Raw genomic sequence first — 18,629 nt, 5'->3', positions numbered from 1 at the left:
TATCGATTATTTAATTCTCAAGCACGTTTTTGCTTAGACAAAGAGCGCTGCGCCCTAATATAAAGCTAATTTCAGCCACCCTTTTGCTCATGTTTAATAATTTTAAGAAGCAAATCAATTCTGCGATTTGTTTTTTTGGTTTGCTCCCTAATCATTCCCTGCACCATAGCTGAAGCAAGAAAAATAAAACATATTATTTGAAATAATTCAGTTTCAATATCATAGAAGCTATTAGCAATTGATAACAAAACAAACGGTAAAAAAATTGATATGAGATCTTTCAAGCCCCAATCATTTTTTCCTAACGTTTCAAATTCATCTTTATATTTTTGCAGTTCAGCAATATGTTCTATCTCTAGTTTTGCCTTCATTTCATTTTCGGTATTCACACTAGCTTACTCGCACATATTAAATATAGCTTTGATAATAACTTAATACCTTTTTTAGGTTCAATATTAAAAACTGTTTAACGGTATCGAACCAACCGCGATGTTCTTCTAACCTGAGAGCTTACAGCTCTTTTCTCGCTAACTATTATTCACAAAAAAGCCGCTGTGTTTTTCAATACAGCGGCTTTTAAAATCATTATTCTAAATTAATAGATTATGACTTAGGTGCACGACCCGCACGTTTACGTTCGTTTTCTGTAAGGTGTTTCTTACGGATACGAATGTTTAGTGGAGTAACTTCAACTAGCTCGTCATCATCGATGAACTCAAGCGCTTGCTCAAGTGAGTAGTTAAGGTGCGGAGAAAGCGTTTGCGCTTCATCAGTACCAGATGCACGTACGTTAGTTAACTGCTTGCCTTTAAGAGCGTTAACTGTAAGGTCGTTATCACGGTTATGAATACCGATAACCATACCTTCGTATACTTCAACACCGTGACCGATGAATAAACGGCCGCGTTCTTGTAAGTTAAATAATGCGTTTGTAAGTGCTTTACCAGTTGCGTTTGCAATCATTACGCCGTTCTTACGAACGCCGATAGCGCCACCTTTGTGAGGACCATAATGATCGAACGTATGGTACATAAGACCAGAACCCGAAGTAAGTGTCATGAAATCAGTTTGGAAACCAATTAAACCACGGCTAGGGATCATGAAGTCTAAACGCATACGGCCTTTGCCATCTGGAGTCATGTTAGTAAGTTCACCTTTACGTAGGCCAACTTGTTCCATAACAGAACCTTGATGCTCTTCTTGACAGTCAATAGTCACTGTTTCAAACGGTTCTTCTAGAACGCCATCTACAGTACGTAAGATAACTTCTGGACGAGAAACTGAAAGCTCGTAACCTTCACGACGCATGTTTTCGATTAAGATACCTAGGTGTAATTCACCACGACCAGAAACACGGAAGCTATCTGGGCTTGCAGTATCTTCAACGCGAAGTGCTACGTTGTGTACTAATTCTTTGTCTAAACGCTCACGGATATTACGTGACGTTACAAACTTACCTTCTTTACCACAGAAAGGTGAGTTATTTACAGAGAATGTCATTGTTACAGTTGGCTCATCAACACTTAGTGGTGGTAATGCTTCAACGTTTCCTGGGAAACAAACTGTATCAGAAATCTTAAGCTCACCAATACCTGTTACAGTTACGATGTTACCAGCGTAAGCTCTATCAGTTTCGATACGCTCAAGACCTAGGTAGCTTTGTACTGCACCAATTTTACCATTACGTGTAGTGCCATCAGCACTGATAATAGTAACTTGTTGGTTAGGAGCAACAGAACCACGTTTAATACGACCAATACCAACTACACCAACATAAGAGTTGTAATCTAGTTGAGAAATTTGCATTTGGAAGTCACCTTCAGGATCTGCATCCGGTGGTGATACTTCTTCAACGATCATCTTGAACATAGGTTCCATGTTGTCTGATGGTTCGTCTAAATCTAGTGTTGCCCAACCGTTGATTGCTGAAGCGTAGATTACTTTAAAGTCTAACTGTTCGTCAGTCGCGCCAAGATTGTCGAATAAATCAAAGATTTGATCCATAACCCAATCTGGACGAGCGCCTGGCTTATCAATTTTATTGATAACGACGATTGGCTTTAAGCCTTGCGCGAATGCTTTTTGCGTAACGAAACGCGTTTGCGGCATTGGACCTTCTTGAGCATCAACAAGTAATAATACTGAGTCAGCCATCGAAAGTACGCGTTCAACTTCACCACCGAAATCGGCGTGTCCCGGGGTATCTACGATATTGATATGGTAGTCATTCCAAGAAATGGCTGTGTTTTTAGCCAAAATGGTAATACCACGTTCTTTCTCAATGTCGTTTGAGTCCATCACGCGCTCTTCGTTACCGCCGCGTGTTTCTAATGTACCTGATTGCTCAAGTAGTTTGTCAACCAGTGTTGTTTTACCATGGTCAACGTGCGCGATAATCGCTATATTTCTTAACTGTTCGATGCTCATATATTTACTCAGAGAAATTAAATTCTCATTGATCCTGCAAGATCTACGCACTCATCCACGCTTTCGCGAGATGTCCCAGCATAGGATTTAAAAGGGCGCATATTATCCCTCATTAATGACATGGATGAAAGTTTATCCAATATAAATTTCAAAACTTTCTCAATACTTTTACTAAGTATCTGTTTTATATATGACAATTATATGAATTAAATTTCAAATTTTTTTTGAAAAACAGCCTTTTTGGCTATTTTGCTGATCTTTTTGGTACTCTTTTGCATTTAGGTTATGCTATTTCCGAGCGATTAAATTAGCAGCAAATTGTGCCCTGTAAATTTTGCACCAAAAAGGAAAATTTACGCACCAACATAGTGCATTTGTACATTCCATTTTGATGCAACGATATTTTTTTAATTTATAAACAGCTAGTTATAAAAATGGCACAAAATCAGCTTAGTAAATCCCAAAGCAATTATGCAGCAATAACAAAACCCAATAGTTGGAGGACACATGTCACAATCGGTTTTAGATTTTATTAAAGAAAATGACGTTAAGTTCATTGATTTACGCTTTACTGACACTAAGGGTAAAGAACAACATGTATCTATTCCTCATCACCAAGTTGATGAAGACTTTTTTGAAGACGGTAAAATGTTTGACGGTTCTTCAATTGCAGGCTGGAAAGGCATAAACGAATCAGACATGGTATTAATGCCAGTTGCTGACTCAATCAAACTAGACCCTTTCACTGAAGAATCAACATTAATCGTACGTTGTGACGTAGTAGAGCCTTCAACACTTCAAGGTTATGAGCGCGACCCGCGTTCTGTTGCTAAGCGTGCTGAAGATTACATGCGTTCTACAGGTATTGCAGATACAGTTTTATTTGGCCCTGAGCCAGAGTTTTTCGTATTTGACGACGTTAAATACAAATCAGATATGTCTGGTTCTATGTACAAAATTGATTCTAAGCAAGCTGCTTGGAACTCAGATAAAGAATATGCAGATGGCAACACAGGTCACCGTCCAGGTATTAAAGGCGGTTACTTCCCAGTTGCTCCTGTTGATGACTTCCAAGATTGGCGTTCAGCTACGTGTCTAGTTCTAGAAGAAATGGGTCAAGTAGTAGAAGCACATCACCACGAAGTTGCAACAGCAGGTCAAAACGAGATTGCTACTCGCTTTAATACAATGGTATTAAAAGCGGATGAAATCCAAGAAATGAAATATGTTATCCATAACATGGCTCACTTATACGGTAAAACAGCAACGTTTATGCCTAAGCCAGTTGTTGGTGATAACGGTTCTGGTATGCATTGTCACCAGTCACTTGCTAAAGATGGTGTAAACCTTTTTGCTGGTGATAAGTACGGCGGCCTTTCTGAAGATGCGCTTTACTACATTGGCGGTATCATCAAGCATGCTAAAGCAATTAACGCTTTTGCAAACGCCTCTACTAACTCGTACAAACGTTTAGTACCAGGTTTTGAAGCACCAGTTATGCTTGCATACTCTGCACGTAACCGTTCTGCATCAATCCGTATCCCAGTGGTTCCATCTGAAAAAGGTCGTCGTATTGAAGTACGCTTCCCAGATCCAACAGCTAACCCATACCTTGCTTTCTCAGCAATGCTTATGGCTGGCCTTGATGGTATCAAAAACAAGATCCACCCTGGCGATGCTATGGATAAAGATTTATATGACTTACCAGCTGAAGAAGCAGCAGAAATCCCAACTGTTGCAGCATCACTTGACGAAGCACTATCTGCACTTAGCGCAGACCGTGAATTCTTAACTCAAGGTGGTGTATTCACTGACGACTTAATCGATGCTTACATCGAACTTAAATCTAAAGAAGTTGAAAAGCTTAACATGACAACTCACCCAGTTGAGTTTGAAATGTACTACAGCTGTTAATTTAGCTGTATAAAATATGTGTGTTCTCAAGCCCGCTTTGCGGGCTTTTTTAATGGTAAAATTAATCAATCTCCACTAAAGTTAAGTTACCGACAAAAATGCAGGGCTGCAGAGTGAACAACAAGATTTTATTACTATTAATTGCTTTAGGATTAAGCAATTATGGTTACGCTGGTGAAACAAAGATATACGCTTGGAAAGATAAAAATGGCGTATTAGTGTTCTCTGACACCCCTCATAAAGGTGCTAAAGAGGTAAAGCTTACCAGCCAAGATCTTAATATGCCTGCAACAAATACTGACATTTTTGACGAGCAACCCCAGCCTCAACAAGCGGGCTTTAGTATTGCCATTTCCTCACCTGATCATAACCAGACTATTCGTGAAAATACCGGCACTGTTTATGTTACTAGCCGAATAAAACCGCGCTTTGAAACTGGTTTTACTATACAACTTTTTATTGATGGCAAAGCACATGGCCCAGCCAGTGACAGTTCAACCTTTGCAATAAGAGATGTAGAACGTGGTGAGCACACACTACAATTAAAGCTTTTTAATAGTAAAAACCAAGTTATTGCTATAAGTGAGCCCTGCATATTTTTTATGCACCGAAAAGGGCTAAACCTAAGTAACTAAATTGGGGCATTACTAAACGTGCAGCAGTGTATTTTATTATATAACTTGCTTGTAAATATCCACGCACTAAAATGGTGCAGCTATGATTAATAATAAAAACTTTAGCCCTGAGCTACTCGATGCTATTTGGCAAAATCAAACAACCGCTATCATGTTGCTTGATAAAAACTTCACCGTTGTCTATGCCAATACCAGTACTAGTGAACTGCTTGGCCTTGGTAACAAGCGCCTATTAGATCAGCCTTTCGATAGTCTTTTTAATTACCATTCAATCGATTTGCAGCGTATAGAACAATACTCATTAGTTGAAGGTGTAGATTGCCAGCAGCACAGAGCTGACGTGGTTTTTAGCGATTCTCGCCATGCAAAAGTAGCCGTAAGTACACGACAAATTAAGTTTGATGGCTCACTTTATATTTTATTTGAGTGGCGCCAAACTGATGACGAAATTAAGCACGACCAAGCGTCTAATCAAATGCATCAATACCAAGCAGCCCGAAATCTAATTAGAGGCTTAGCTCACGAAATTAAAAATCCTTTAGGTGGAATTCGCGGAGCGGCGCAGTTATTGCAGTATGAGGTTGATCAACAAGAAAGAGACCAATGTGCTGAACTTATCATTGAGCAAGCTGACCGATTACGCGAATTAGTAGATAGGCTTTTAGGGCCAAATCAGCTTCCGCAAAAATCGTATGGCAATATACATCAATCACTTGAATCAGTTGCACGACTAAGTACGTTAGATAATTGTTCTAACATTAGCTTGGTTAAGGATTACGACCCAAGCATTCCTGATGTATACATTGATCAAGGTAAAATTCAGCAAGTAGTATTAAACATTGTTCGAAATGCTCAGCAGGCGCTTGTAGATGGCGGTGAAATAACAATAAAAACCCGCATTAATCATCAGCATCGTCGCCCAGGTAAAGCACCTAAAAAAGCCTTGTTGATCCAAATATCTGATAACGGACCAGGTATTGATCCCAGTGTACGTGAAACACTGTTCTACCCTATGATCACCAATAAAGAAGATGGCTCAGGGTTAGGACTCTCAATAGCGCAAACGCTGATAGATCAACATGATGGCTATATAGAATGTGATAGCTGGCCTGGACATACTGAATTTAATATCTATCTGCCCTTTGCAGATTAATGTTTGGAGTTTGCATGAAAACAGTTTGGCTTGTAGATGATGATGCTTCTATTCGATTTGTACTTGAAAAAGCACTAACCCGTGCAGGGTTTAACGCAGAAAGCTTTGCTAATGCGCAAGATGTATTAAGCGCATTAAAGTTTAGTCAACCTACTGTTTTAGTTTCGGACGTACGAATGCCTGGTATGGATGGCATGGCGTTGCTTGAGCTTATAGCAGAGCAAAACCCTGGGCTGCCAGTTATTATAATGACTGCCCACTCAGATTTGGACTCTGCAGTTAATGCATTCCAAAAAGGTGCTTTTGAATACCTAGCTAAGCCGTTTGATTTAAACGAAGCAGTGGCGCTAGTCGAGAGCGCATGCAGAGCAAACTCCACTAAAAAAACTAAGCGAAAGCAAGCTCCACCAAAAAGTGCCCACATTATTGGTGAAGCACCCGCTATGCAAGAAGTGTTTAGAGCGATAGGTAAACTATCGGCCTCTAGCATGAGCGTATTAATAAATGGTGAATCTGGCACAGGTAAAGAGCTTGTCGCCAGCGCCCTGCACAACCATAGCCCACGTAAAGAAAATCAATTTATTGCACTTAACATGGCGGCCATTCCAAAAGAGCTTGTTGAGTCAGAGTTATTTGGCCACGAAAAAGGCGCGTTTACGGGCGCCGATAGCGTACGTAAAGGCCGCTTTGAGCAAGCCAATGGCGGTACACTATTTTTAGATGAAATTGGTGATATGCCACTCGATGTGCAAACACGTTTATTACGCGTTCTTGCCGATGGTGAGTTTTATCGCGTTGGTGGCCATCAAAGTATAAAAGTTGACGTACGCATTATTGCAGCTACGCACCAAAACCTTGAAGATTTAGTTAAACAAGGCAAGTTTAGGGATGATTTATTTCATCGTCTTAATGTTGTGCGCCTACGTTTACCCGCTCTTCGAGAGCGTACTGAAGATATAGAAAGCTTATCGCAACACTTTTTACATAAAAGCGCTAAAGAGCTACAAGTAGAAAGTAAAGTACTGAGCCCTAAAGCGACTGAGCAATTACGTTTATTTAATTGGCCAGGTAATGTACGCCAGTTAGAAAACACCTGTCGCTGGCTGACAGTTATGGCACCGGGTGAGCTTGTAAGCGAGCAAGATTTACCGCCGGAGATTCTGGATGCTTCACCAACCCAAGAAGAAGGTGATTGGCTCGATGCATTCCAACAATGGCTTAATCAAGAGCTAAAAAAAGGCAAAGAAAATATTTGGCCTGACATTCAAGCTCAACTAGAAACTCGCTTAATAAAAACAGCCCTGGCTAATTGTTCTGGTCATAAGCAAGATGCTGCTATAAAAATTGGTTGGGGACGCAACACGTTGACCCGAAAATTAAAAGAGCGCAATATTAGCTGATTAAACGCTTTTAACACATTTGGTTATTGATGAAGCTAATCGAACATATTCCATTATTCAAACAAATGGAAATTATAAACAGGCTGCACTTTTTTAAAGAATTTACGCTCAGCGAGCGCCAAGTCTTATTGGAGTCGTTCGGCCTGTTATATTTAGTAAGTCAGCATCAATTTTTATTTAAGCAATACGATAACGACAAGCGCTTGTACATTGTACTTAGCGGCGCATTATTAGTATTTAAGCATAACCATTTACTAGAACTTGGCACTATAGAGCCCGGTGAATTTATAGGTGAAGGTGCCTTTATAAATAACCGAGAGCGCAGTACCAGTGCTCGCGCTAAAACCGACACCATAGTACTTGCCATTACCCCTGAAGCACTCACCCGCTTACCTAATGTTATCCGCGAAAAAATTAAAGACCGAATTATTGAAGGTATGAGCCTGCGCATTGCCAAATTAAGCGAGCATATAGAAACTCACGGTTAGTTCAATCCATATAAACAATTTGCAATGAGCAATCAAGCCAACTGGGCTTATTAACGTGCGCAGTAAAAGTGTAAGTATCTGAAGGCTTGGCACCAAAGGGGGTATTTACAAACGGCTGTGAATGACGATATGTTTGCGAATAGGTTTTATAATAAGTAACAACGTAACCGTATAAAAACTCCCAACCTAACCTTACAACAGCGCCACTGGGTAAACTAAAGTCAGCATATTTATCTGTAAATGTGACAAGTAAATCATTGTACTTCTCTTCGCTGCATTGAGTTGTTCGTAACTTTTTAGGCATAACAAAGGTAGTACCCGCCACTATATTCTTTAAATAAAAGCCTATATTGCCATCACCATAAAAGTGATTTGAACGAGTCGTGTAGTTAACTTGTGGCTTGTAACCTAGCTCTTGCATTATAGCCGCAAGTTGCTCAGTTTCTTTAGGATAAATCTTATCACTTGATAAGAGTAATGTGGCTTCACCAAAATCAGGTGGGATTGCCAGCTCTACATATTCATAAGGGAGCGATTGTGCTTTTAGCGCAGCATCGAGCTGGTTGCGCTGTTCATCTTGCAAGTTTTCACTAAATACATACACGGTAGGTTGTTGGCACGCAGCTAATAGTAATGCCAACACACATATTAAAATTCCACTTTTCATAGTTACCCCTTTTTGATTACAATTGTAGTCTATTAAAGGTAACTATTTATCGCAATTTAATTTGTTTGGCTATCTAACCAAGCATCAACACTTTTGCGAGTATATAAAACTTCTTTAAACAAACGATGACGTTCAAATTCAAGTTTCGTTTTTCTCGTGGCATCACCACTAACTAAACGGCTATGGGTATCATTGAATTTTGAAATTACAGAAAAACCGCGCTCACCTTGATCAGCTTGCTTTTTTACAGAATTAGCAAGGTGCTCTCTAACATCGTCAGCAGTTAACATACCTGAATTATCTAATCCCATTAGCTCTTTTTTCATTGCTAATCTTACGCCCATTTCCTACTCCATTTAATGAAAAATATTTATTCCGCCAAAGTTTTAGCAATTAGCAGGCCATACGTAAAATTAACTGCTGCAAAGATTACTCTTCAATTGCTTCAGTTTTTTTAAAGACAGATAAAATACATAAAAACTTTCGTCGTTATTTCCCTATTACAATTAGCTAAAGTTACTTGCTTTGGTGCAAAAGTAGCTGCAAGCCTTTATACTACAGCTTGTGCGTTACCCCACCGAGAGCAAATATGAACGAAGAATACATAGAAATAGAATTAGAAGAAGAGCCGATTGAGCTCTGTAAATTATTAAAAGTACTAAACTTAGTTGAAGGTGGCGGCCAAGCTAAAAACCTAATTACTGAAGGCTATGTGGGTGTTAACCATGAAATTTGTACAATTAAACGGAAAAAATTATACAGTGGTGATGTACTAGAGTTTGATGGTGAGTTTTTTAAACTCTCACTAAGTGAAGATGCAATCCCTGTAGAAAAACCTGCGGTACAAACTCAAGCAAAGTCAAAGCTAGCTGCACCACAACCAACAAATCAACCAGCTAAAAGTAAGCGTAAGCGAACTAAAAAACCAAAAGTAGATGATAAAACAGGTCGTCGTCCTATTTCATTTGGTTAAGCATTTAAAAGCACTCTTTTTATATAAAAAGGCCAACTTGTATAGTTGGCCTTTTTACTCTTTAATAACCTAATTAATAATAAAAACAAGGTTATAAAATGTCTGTAAACACACCTAAAAATTGGTTTAAACCCGTTGTATGGGCGGCACTCGTATGGAACTTACTTGGCGTTATTGCATTTGCTATGCACATGATGATGACACCCGAAATGATAGGTAAACTTCCGTTAGATCAACAAGCTGCCTACTCTGACATCCCTCTTTGGTCAACCATTGCATTTGCTGTAGCTGTATTTGGAAGCACTTTGGGTTGTCTGTTTTTACTTGCTAAAAACGCGCTGGCAACACCTACTTTTTCGCTATCGCTCGGCGCTATTTTAATTCAGCAATATTATAATTTTGTGGTCATAAATAGTATTGAGCTACTTGGCGCAAGTGCGGTATTTATGCCTATTTTTGTAATCATTATTGCCATCGCTTTACTTTGCTTGAGTATTAAAGGTAAGCAACAAGGTTGGTTACAGTAATTAATAAGGGTCGAAATAACTTTTGACCCTATCTCTTCTTTTAAATCATCTCTTGAAATTAAATTTTTCAGCATCATCTCTACTATAATAACTGTATAAAATTCGTTCTCTAAACGCGATTTTTTACACTGGTATGTACTTTGCAACTCGAACACTACAGAGGTCACTCTTCAAAACATTTTTATAATTCATAAAGGGGCAAATAATGAATAATAGTTTCGATACCCAACATCAGCTCACAATAAATGGTGAGCAATATCATATTCATTCTCTAAAAGGACTTGGCGACAAAGCGAAACGATTGCCCTTTTCCTTAAAAGTACTACTTGAAAACCTTCTTCGTAACGAAGATGGCGTAAATATAAAAGAACAAGACATTCAAGCCCTTCTTAATTGGGATCCTCAAGCAAAGCCTGCATCTGAAGTTGCCTTTACTCCCGCCCGTGTTGTTATGCAAGATTTTACCGGCGTACCCGCTATTGTAGATTTAGCCGCGATGCGTGATGCAATGGAAAAGCTAGGTGGAGATCCTGCAAAAATAAACCCGTTATCGCCTGCTGAACTTGTGATTGATCATTCGGTACAAGTAGATGGCTACGGAAATGATGGTGCATTTGATTTAAATGCGAAACTTGAGTACGACCGAAATAAAGAACGTTATGAATTTTTACGTTGGGGACAAACCGCTTTTGATAATTTAAAAGTAGTGCCACCAGCAACCGGTATTGTTCACCAAGTAAACCTAGAATACTTAGCGCGCGTTGTTTTTAATGAAGAGCGCGACGGCAAAAAATTCGCTTACCCAGATACGCTTGTAGGGACTGACTCTCACACCACCATGATTAATGGCTTAGGCGTGCTTGGTTGGGGTGTAGGCGGCATTGAAGCTGAAGCAGCCATGCTTGGTCAGCCAATTAGCTTACTCATTCCACAAGTAGTAGGTATGAAGCTAAGTGGACGTTTACCTGAAGGTACTACCGCAACCGATTTAGTGTTAACAGTAACCGAAATACTGCGTAATCATGGCGTAGTGGGTAAATTTGTAGAATTTTATGGTGACGGCCTTGCCGACCTACCACTTGCCGATAGAGCAACCATAGCCAATATGGCACCAGAATACGGCGCTACATGTGGTATTTTCCCAATTGATGATGAGACCATTAACTACCTTCGCTTAACAAACCGCGACGAAAAACACTTAAAAGTAATTGAAGATTACGCTAAGCATCAAGGCTTATGGCGTAACGATGGCGACGAAGCTAATTATACCGATACACTTGAGCTTAAATTAGATGACGTTGTACCAAGCCTTGCAGGCCCTAAACGCCCACAAGATAGGATTGCCTTAAACGAAGCTGGCAAAGTTATTGGCGATCATTTAAAAGGCTTCCAAGACGAACGTATGGCTCGTCGTGATAAAAGCGATGAAGAACAAGCTCGTATTGAGAGTGAAGGGCCGACAACAAATCCAGATGAGCCAGTTAACGAAGCGCAGTTTATGGGTGCCGCTAAGGTTAAATTTAAAGGCCAAGAGTTTGAGCTAAACGATGGCGCTTGTGTTATTGCCGCAATTACCAGCTGTACCAACACCTCTAATCCAAGTGTTATTTTAGCTGCTGGTTTGGTTGCTAAAAAAGCGAAACAGTTAGGCATTAATGTAAAACCTTGGGTTAAAACATCACTTGCTCCAGGCTCAAAAGTAGTTACCGACTACCTAGAAAAAGCAGGCCTGATGGACGACCTAGAAAGCCTAGGCTTTAACTTAGTTGGCTATGGCTGTACCACGTGTATTGGTAATTCAGGGCCACTTGCAACTGAAATATCAGACGCGATTCAAAAACATAAATTAGTAGTGAGCTCTATTTTATCGGGTAACCGTAACTTTGAAGGGCGTATTCACCAAGATGTTAAAATGAACTTTTTAGCCTCTCCTCCGCTTGTCGTAGCTTATGCCATTGCAGGTAGAACCGATATTGACGTATACAACGAACCCCTTGCTCAAGATGCTAACGGTAACGATATTTACCTTAAAAACATTTGGCCAAGCGTTAAAGAAGTAAGTGACTTAGTTAAAGAAACCGTAACTAAGGAAATGTTTGAAAAAAGCTACGCTAACGTTTACGAAGGCGATAGCCGTTGGCAGCAAATTAAAATACCGGATGGCAAACTTTACGATTGGGATGATGCATCTACCTACATTAAAAAAGCACCCTTTTTTGATGGTATGAAAGTAGAACCACCGGGAATTCCTTCTATCGAAGGTGCACGTTGTTTAGCTAAACTTGGAGATTCAGTAACCACTGACCATATTTCTCCAGCGGGTGCTATTAAAGCAGAAGCGCCAGCAGGTTTATACTTGCAAGAGAAAGGTGTAGATAAAGCGCAATTTAACTCGTACGGCTCACGCCGTGGTAATCACGAAGTAATGATGCGTGGAACGTTCGCTAATGTGCGTCTTAAAAACTTACTAGCTCCTGGTACTGAGGGCGGCGTAACACGTACTCAACCCGGCGATACGTTAGAGAGCATTTATGATGCAGCAATGGAGTATCAAAAAAATAATACTCCACTCATTATTTTAGCGGGCAAAGAATATGGCACGGGTTCATCTCGTGACTGGGCTGCTAAAGGCTCACTTTTATTAGGCGTTAAAGCCGTTGTAGCACAAAGCTACGAACGTATTCATCGCTCTAACTTAATTGGTATGGGTGTATTACCGCTGCAATTTAAAGAAGGTGAAAGCTACGAGACACATGGGTTAACAGGGCAAGAACAATTTGATATTGATGGCCTGTACGATAAAACCGATGAAGTTACCGTTATTGCCACAAATGCCGAAGGTAAAAAAGTAACCTTGAGTGCAGACGTACGTATTGATACCCCTAAAGAGTGGGATTACTACAAACACGGCGGCATTTTACAATATGTACTGCGTAATATGCTCGACTAACAAAGACAGTAGTTAATCATTTAAAAGCCCAGCTTAGTAATAAGCTGGGCTTTTTTATATGTGTTGTTTGTTGTCTTAAATCAATGCTAAGCATTTAAAGCGTGCCTACTGAGGTAACTATGTCGCAAACAATGATAATTAGGCTGCTTAAAACATCAATAATGCTTGGGTTGAGCCTTATCGTGACTGGCCATACTTTAATTGTGTCGAACTACTTTACTGTCGAGCATGGTATTAAAGGAATAATTACAGCGGCGGCATGCATTGCTGTAGGCGTGCTGCTGTCGCTTCCCACTAAAATATATTTAACAGTATTATTGATGGAAGCCGAAAAACGTTATTTAAAAAACCATAAAAGCACTCACTCTAAATAATTAGAGTGCACTTAAATTATTAATTTCTTTATTACGTTTTTCTAGTTTGTCTTTTACATTTTCGGCGTCATTAAATAGCTTTTTAACAGAGTCTGGGTTCAGAATACTGATCCCCTCTGGTGCAGCCGACATTGTATTTGTACTTGGAGAGGTATTTAAAATAGACGTGTCTTCTGCAGCAATAACAGTAATGTCTTTAGGATCGAGTTTTACTTCAATACTTTTTGCATGCGGGTTAGGTGTATCAGAAAAGTGCCATTGGCCTGTTTCATCTTGCCACTTAAAAATTTTGCTGCTTGAGGTGGTACTTTCAGGCATTGGTTCATCAGAAATACTGCTCGCAATTTTATCGCCAGCTTGCTTAACGCCCTGCACTGCTTGGTCCAAAGTATTGCTAGATAGCGCGACCATTTTTTCTTTAATTTGCTGAGATTCACTGCTAATTGATGATGCAGAAAGCCATGTTTTACCATCGGGCTTTTTTAAATAAAACAAAGAGATGACTGCAATAGCCATGATTGATATAGCTAAGTAGGTAAAGTATTTCATAGCGTTCCTGCTTTAATTAATCCTTTAATGCCTTGAGTCTAATAAAAAATACTTAATTAGGCAATTCTTTGTACCCTAATAAAAAATAAAAACGCAGCCGAAGCTGCGTTTTTATTTGCAATTTAACTACACTGTAGTGGCGTTAAATACCGTCACCATCCATGTGTAGTCCACATTCTCGGTTTAAACCAAAAAAGCGGGTTTCTTCCTCAGTCATTCCTGGTTCTAACTTACGTGTTGTATGTACGTCACCCATCGACACATAACCTTGCTCCCATAATGGGTGGTAAGGTAAATCGTGCTTAGTAAGATACTGATACACGTCGCGGTTAGACCATTCAATAATCGGGTACACTTTAACGGTACCACGGCTAATTTCTACAAACTGTTTATCAGCACGTGTAGATGATTGATCGCGGCGCAGACCACTAAACCACGTGCCCGCTTCTATTTCTTTAAGTGCGCGGGTCATCGGCTCAACTTTATTAAGCTGGTTATATTGCTTAATGCCGTCCTCGCCTTGCTCCCACAACTTACCAAACTTAGCTTCTTGCCATGCAGGGCTTAGCTGCGCTCTATACACCTTTAAGTTAAGTGATAAACGCTCACTCATTTGTTCAATAAACTGATACGTTTCAGGAAATAAATAGCCTGTATCGGTTAATACAACGGGAATATCTGGACGTTGTGAGGTCATTAAATGCAGCATTACTGCCGCTTGAATACCAAAGCTAGATGATAAAAAAGCCGTATTAGGCAAGTTATCAAGCGCCCATGCAACACGCTGTTCTGCGCTCATATTCGCTAGCAAACCATTAGCATCAGCTAACATAGCCGCTTGGCTTTGTTTATCTAGCTGTAAAATGTTTTTAAATTCACTCATGGTAAATTCCAAACCTCACCAGCGCTTTGGCGCTGGTATTTAATTAAGCGTGAAAATCGGTTACTGATACTTTTACTTCAGCAACTATGCCTTTGCGTATAACAAAGTCACCAAAACACTCACCTTCGTTACGCTCTTTTGCCCATTGCCCAATGAGCTTATCGAATGCTTCTAGGTAAACGTCTTCGCCTACGTTCTCAAGGTACAATTTAGGAATACGTGTGCCTTCTAAATTACCACCTAGGTAAACGTTGTACTTACCTGGCCCTTTACCCACTAAACCAGCTTCTGCAAGCATTGCGCGGCCACAACCGTTAGGGCAACCTACAACGCGCATAATAATGCTGTCATCTGGTATACCGTGCTTAGCAAGTAATGCTTCAGTTTTTTCTACTAGGCTTGGTAAGTAACGCTCTGCTTCGGCCATTGCAAGTGGGCACGTTGGCAGTGAAACACACGCCATAGAATTTTTACGCTGCTGCGAATCTTTGTCGTCAATCAGGCCATGGCTACGTGCAATTTCTTCAATCACGGCTTTTTGATCTGCAGGTACGCCAGCAATAATTAAGTTTTGGTTTGCCGTCATACGCATGTCACCTTGGTGAACTTCTGCGATTTTACGACAACCTGTTTTAAGCGGCTTGCCTGGATAGTCTAAAATACGACCACTTTGAATAAATAGTGTTAAGTGGTGCTTACCATCAATGCCTTCAACCCAACCAATACGATCGCCACGGTGAGTAAACTCAAATGGGCGGCTTGGTGCAAACGTAACACCTGAGCGTTTTTCTACTTCTGCTTTAAATACATCAACGCCAACACGGTCTAATGTGTATTTAGTTTTTGCATTTTTACGGTTTGAACGATTACCCCAATCGCGCTGCACAGATACAACATGCTCTGCAATTTTTAAGGTATCTTCGAGCGCAATAAAGCCAAAGTCATCAGCCTTACGCGGATAAGTTGCTGTATCGCCGTGAGTCATGGCAAGGCCACCACCAACAAGTACGTTAAAGCCAATAAGCTTTCCGTTATCAGCAATTGCCACAAAGTTTAAGTCATTCGCATGCACATCAACTTCGTTATTAGGCGGAATGGTTACCGTTGTTTTAAATTTACGCGGTAAGTAGTTAGATCCTAAAATTGGCTCTTCTGTGGTTTCTGCCTTTTCGCCATTTAGCCAAATTTCAGCATACGCTTTCGTTTTTGGTAATAAATGTTCAGAAATTTTTGCAGCCCAGTCGTAAGCTTCTTGGTGTAACTCAGACTCAACAGGGTTAGTAGTACAAAGCACGTTACGGTTAACATCGCCCGCAGTTGCAATAGAGTCTATACCTACGCTGTTAAGCATTTGGTGCATGCCTTTAATATTCGGCTTTAATACACCATGAAACTGAAACGTTTGACGCGTAGTTAGACGAATGCTGCCGTAGCTTGTTTTTTCATCAGCAAACTTATCAATTGCTAACCACTGCTCTGGCTTAATAATACCGCCAGGCACACGTGCACGTAACATTACATTATGTAGCGGCTCTAGCTTTTGCTTAGCACGCTCACCACGTATATCGCGGTCATCTTGTTGGTACATGCCATGAAAACGTATTAACTGAAAGTTGTCGGCAGTAAAACCACCAGTAATTTCATCTTTTAAATCTTTTTCTATGGTGCCACGTAAAAAGTTACTTTCTCTTTTCAAACGTTCGTTATCAGAAAGTTTTACGTTTTTATCTTGTTCGCTCATTTTAAATCCTAAATTTGTTACAGTGACGGCTGCTAGCTGTTAAATAAAATAAGAAACGTGATTAATACACGTCTTTCTGATAGCGGTTTGCGCTACGCAAATCTTTTAAATATTGCTCTGCGTCTTCATTGCTCTTGCCTGTGTTTTCTTTAACGATATCAACCAAGGCGTTGTGTACATCTTTTGCCATGCGATTTGCATCGCCACAAATATAAAAGTGAGCGCCGGCTTCTAACCACTCAAACACGTCTTTACTGTTACTGCGTAATTTGTCTTGTACGTATACTTTTTCTGCTTGGTCACGGCTAAATGCAACATCTACTTTGTTAAGTAAACCCGATTTTAAATAACCCTGTATTTCTACTTGGTATAAAAAGTCTTGAGTGAAATGTGGGTTACCAAAGAACAACCAGTTTTTGCCTTGCGCTTCACGCGAATCACGCTCTTGTAAAAATGCACGGAACGGCGCAATACCCGTACCAGGACCAACCATAATCACCGGTGTATCATCATTAGTTGGTAGGCGGAAATTGTCGTTGTGTTCGCTAAATACTTTAACTTTACAACCTTCTTCTGCACGACGAGTTAAGTAACCAGTACAGCCACCTAAATGCTCGCTATCAAATGCATCAAACTGCACTAGACCTAGTGTTAAGTGTACTTCGTCTTCAACCTCAGCTTGGCTAGATGCAATTGAGTACAAACGAGCTTGTAGTTTACGTAGGCAATCTACTAATGTTTGCGCATCAATCTTTGCTGGATTTTGGCGAATCACATCAAATATTTGGCGAGGTTCAATATACGCACGCATTGCAGCTTTATCTTCTACAAGCTTTAATAATTCAGGCGTACCTGTTGCTGTTGCGTATTTTTCTACAAAACCTGGGTACGACTGAGTCAGCTCTAGTTTTTCAATAAGTGCATCGCGTACGCTTAGCTCTTCATCACCTACTTTTACAATGCTTGTTGCATCTATTTGAGTAAGTGTAAGTACTTCATCAACTAATACATCGTCATTTAAAAAGTACACACCTAATGAATCACCTGGCGTGTAAGTAATGTCAGAACCTTCAAGCGAAATTTCAACGTGGCGTACATCTTTAGTCGAGTCGCGACCGGTAATTTTTTGAACAGTTAATAGCTCTGCTTCAAATGGATTTTGTTTTGTATATTGGCTTGCTGCAGAGGTAGGAGCGCCAAATGGCATTGATACAACTTGACCACCAGCGGCCTCTTGCTGCGCTTTTAAATCAGGTTCAAATGCATCAACTGCACCGGCGATCCACGTAGCGGCTTCATCTTCGTAATCTACATCTAAATCAGCACGTTGATAGATAGTTTGTGCACCGAGTTTATTTAAACGCTCTTCAAAATCTTTTGCTGTCTGGCAGAAAAACTCATAGCTAGAATCACCTAAGCCAATAACCGCTATTTTTACATCGTCTAGTTTTGGCGCTTTTTTAGTGGCTAAAAATTCGTGGAGTGTTTCTGCGTCTTCTGGTGGCTCACCTTCGCCGTAAGTAGATACAACGATAGTTAAAAACTTTTCTTTTTTCAGGGCTGTTGGTTTGTAATCTGACATGCTAACAAGCTTAACTGCTAAGCCTCGCGACTCAGCCTGCTCTTTCATTTTGGTAGCTACACCTTTTGCGTTACCTGTTTGCGAACCATATAAAATAGTTAGCGCTGCTGCATCACCCGCAGCTGGTACGCCTGCCGTAGGAGCACCTAACGCAGCCGAATTAGCATTTGCAGCTAAGTAACCACTTACCCACGCTTGTTGAATTGGATTAAGTTCAGCCACTAAACCTTGCAGCTTTTGTACTTGATCTTGCGATAGCGGGCTTGCCGCAGCATTTAGTTGACCTAACAACATGAATCGATTCCCCATAACCCTGAAAATTAAACACAACACACTTTGTGTATTGTTAAAAATGAGTTTTACCTC

At 40.2% G+C, this 18,629-nt stretch carries 17 protein-coding genes; 9 read left to right on the top strand and 8 right to left on the bottom strand.

Translation table 11 applies throughout. The annotated features are described in order from the left end of the window. Nucleotides 1–71: 71 nt before the first annotated feature. Both H5088_RS11485 and typA read right to left on the bottom strand, forming a co-directional pair. Nucleotides 72–389 carry a hypothetical protein gene (locus H5088_RS11485; protein WP_182716056.1) on the bottom strand — a complete coding sequence of 106 codons (318 nt, stop codon included), beginning with the start codon at nucleotides 387–389 and terminating at the stop codon, nucleotides 72–74. A 214-nt stretch (nucleotides 390–603) separates the two neighbouring features. Next, nucleotides 604–2,427 carry a translational GTPase TypA gene (gene typA / locus H5088_RS11480; protein ID WP_002961123.1) on the bottom strand — a complete coding sequence of 608 codons (1,824 nt, stop codon included), beginning with the start codon at nucleotides 2,425–2,427 and terminating at the stop codon, nucleotides 604–606. 507 nt (nucleotides 2,428–2,934) lie between these two features. On the opposite strand from typA, the gene glnA reads away from it, so the two are divergent. The 5 genes from glnA to H5088_RS11455 all read left to right on the top strand — a co-directional run bounded on the left by glnA (nucleotide 2,935) and on the right by H5088_RS11455 (nucleotide 8,017). After that, on the top strand, nucleotides 2,935–4,341 hold the full coding sequence (glnA, locus tag H5088_RS11475; RefSeq protein ID WP_182692919.1) for a glutamate--ammonia ligase: 1,407 nt from the start codon (nucleotides 2,935–2,937) through the stop codon (nucleotides 4,339–4,341). 113 nt (nucleotides 4,342–4,454) lie between these two features. After that, complete coding sequence (locus tag H5088_RS11470) at nucleotides 4,455–4,976, top strand: DUF4124 domain-containing protein (protein WP_138489940.1); 522 nt, start codon at nucleotides 4,455–4,457, stop codon at nucleotides 4,974–4,976. Nucleotides 4,977–5,058: 82 nt separating this feature from the next. Then, nucleotides 5,059–6,129, top strand: a complete 1,071-nt coding sequence (gene glnL, locus H5088_RS11465) for a nitrogen regulation protein NR(II) (RefSeq protein ID WP_002961118.1) — start codon at nucleotides 5,059–5,061, stop codon at nucleotides 6,127–6,129. Nucleotides 6,130–6,143: 14 nt separating this feature from the next. After that, the gene (ntrC, locus tag H5088_RS11460) at nucleotides 6,144–7,529 is read left to right on the top strand and encodes a nitrogen regulation protein NR(I) (protein ID WP_002961117.1); all 1,386 of its coding nucleotides are present in this window, start codon (nucleotides 6,144–6,146) and stop codon (nucleotides 7,527–7,529) included. A gap of 29 nt (nucleotides 7,530–7,558) precedes the next feature. Then, the gene (locus H5088_RS11455) at nucleotides 7,559–8,017 is read left to right on the top strand and encodes a cyclic nucleotide-binding domain-containing protein (protein WP_002961116.1); all 459 of its coding nucleotides are present in this window, start codon (nucleotides 7,559–7,561) and stop codon (nucleotides 8,015–8,017) included. 1 nt (nucleotide 8,018) lies between these two features. Here H5088_RS11455 and H5088_RS11450 read toward each other — a convergent pair whose 3' ends face one another. Next, nucleotides 8,019–8,684: a hypothetical protein gene (locus tag H5088_RS11450; protein ID WP_182752899.1), complete on the bottom strand. Its 666-nt coding sequence runs from the start codon at nucleotides 8,682–8,684 to the stop codon at nucleotides 8,019–8,021. A 56-nt stretch (nucleotides 8,685–8,740) separates the two neighbouring features. Continuing rightward, complete coding sequence (locus H5088_RS11445) at nucleotides 8,741–9,028, bottom strand: hypothetical protein (RefSeq protein ID WP_154903741.1); 288 nt, start codon at nucleotides 9,026–9,028, stop codon at nucleotides 8,741–8,743. Between the two features lie 245 nt (nucleotides 9,029–9,273). Here H5088_RS11445 and H5088_RS11440 point away from each other — a divergent pair, with 245 nt between their 5' ends. From H5088_RS11440 to H5088_RS11425, 4 genes are all read left to right on the top strand, one after another. After that, on the top strand, nucleotides 9,274–9,657 hold the full coding sequence (locus H5088_RS11440) for an RNA-binding S4 domain-containing protein (protein WP_182752898.1): 384 nt from the start codon (nucleotides 9,274–9,276) through the stop codon (nucleotides 9,655–9,657). 98 nt (nucleotides 9,658–9,755) lie between these two features. After that, nucleotides 9,756–10,184, top strand: a complete 429-nt coding sequence (locus H5088_RS11435; protein ID WP_154903739.1) for a hypothetical protein — start codon at nucleotides 9,756–9,758, stop codon at nucleotides 10,182–10,184. A gap of 205 nt (nucleotides 10,185–10,389) precedes the next feature. Then, nucleotides 10,390–13,134 carry an aconitate hydratase AcnA gene (gene acnA / locus H5088_RS11430; RefSeq protein WP_002961112.1) on the top strand — a complete coding sequence of 915 codons (2,745 nt, stop codon included), beginning with the start codon at nucleotides 10,390–10,392 and terminating at the stop codon, nucleotides 13,132–13,134. Nucleotides 13,135–13,253: 119 nt separating this feature from the next. Continuing rightward, nucleotides 13,254–13,508: a hypothetical protein gene (locus H5088_RS11425; RefSeq protein ID WP_182752897.1), complete on the top strand. Its 255-nt coding sequence runs from the start codon at nucleotides 13,254–13,256 to the stop codon at nucleotides 13,506–13,508. Here the strand turns inward: H5088_RS11425 and H5088_RS11420 are convergent, their stop codons facing one another. The 4 genes from H5088_RS11420 to H5088_RS11405 all read right to left on the bottom strand — a co-directional run bounded on the left by H5088_RS11420 (nucleotide 13,509) and on the right by H5088_RS11405 (nucleotide 18,557). After that, a complete protein-coding gene (locus tag H5088_RS11420) occupies nucleotides 13,509–14,057 on the bottom strand; it encodes a DUF4124 domain-containing protein (RefSeq protein WP_182752896.1) in 549 nt (182 codons plus the stop codon). A gap of 142 nt (nucleotides 14,058–14,199) precedes the next feature. Beyond that, nucleotides 14,200–14,940, bottom strand: coding sequence for a phosphoadenylyl-sulfate reductase (locus H5088_RS11415; RefSeq protein WP_002961106.1), 741 nt, complete (start codon nucleotides 14,938–14,940; stop codon nucleotides 14,200–14,202). Nucleotides 14,941–14,983: 43 nt separating this feature from the next. Then, nucleotides 14,984–16,681 carry an assimilatory sulfite reductase (NADPH) hemoprotein subunit gene (gene cysI, locus H5088_RS11410; RefSeq protein ID WP_182752895.1) on the bottom strand — a complete coding sequence of 566 codons (1,698 nt, stop codon included), beginning with the start codon at nucleotides 16,679–16,681 and terminating at the stop codon, nucleotides 14,984–14,986. A 61-nt stretch (nucleotides 16,682–16,742) separates the two neighbouring features. Further along, the gene (locus tag H5088_RS11405) at nucleotides 16,743–18,557 is read right to left on the bottom strand and encodes an assimilatory sulfite reductase (NADPH) flavoprotein subunit (RefSeq protein WP_138489932.1); all 1,815 of its coding nucleotides are present in this window, start codon (nucleotides 18,555–18,557) and stop codon (nucleotides 16,743–16,745) included. Nucleotides 18,558–18,629 lie beyond the last annotated feature (72 nt).

This window comes from Pseudoalteromonas sp. SR43-3 (genome assembly GCF_014163875.1).
In the GTDB taxonomy this organism is placed as follows: Bacteria; Pseudomonadota; Gammaproteobacteria; order Enterobacterales; family Alteromonadaceae; genus Pseudoalteromonas; species Pseudoalteromonas distincta.
Note: the sequence above shows the minus strand (reverse complement) of the source record. Positions and strands in the feature narration are given on the sequence as shown.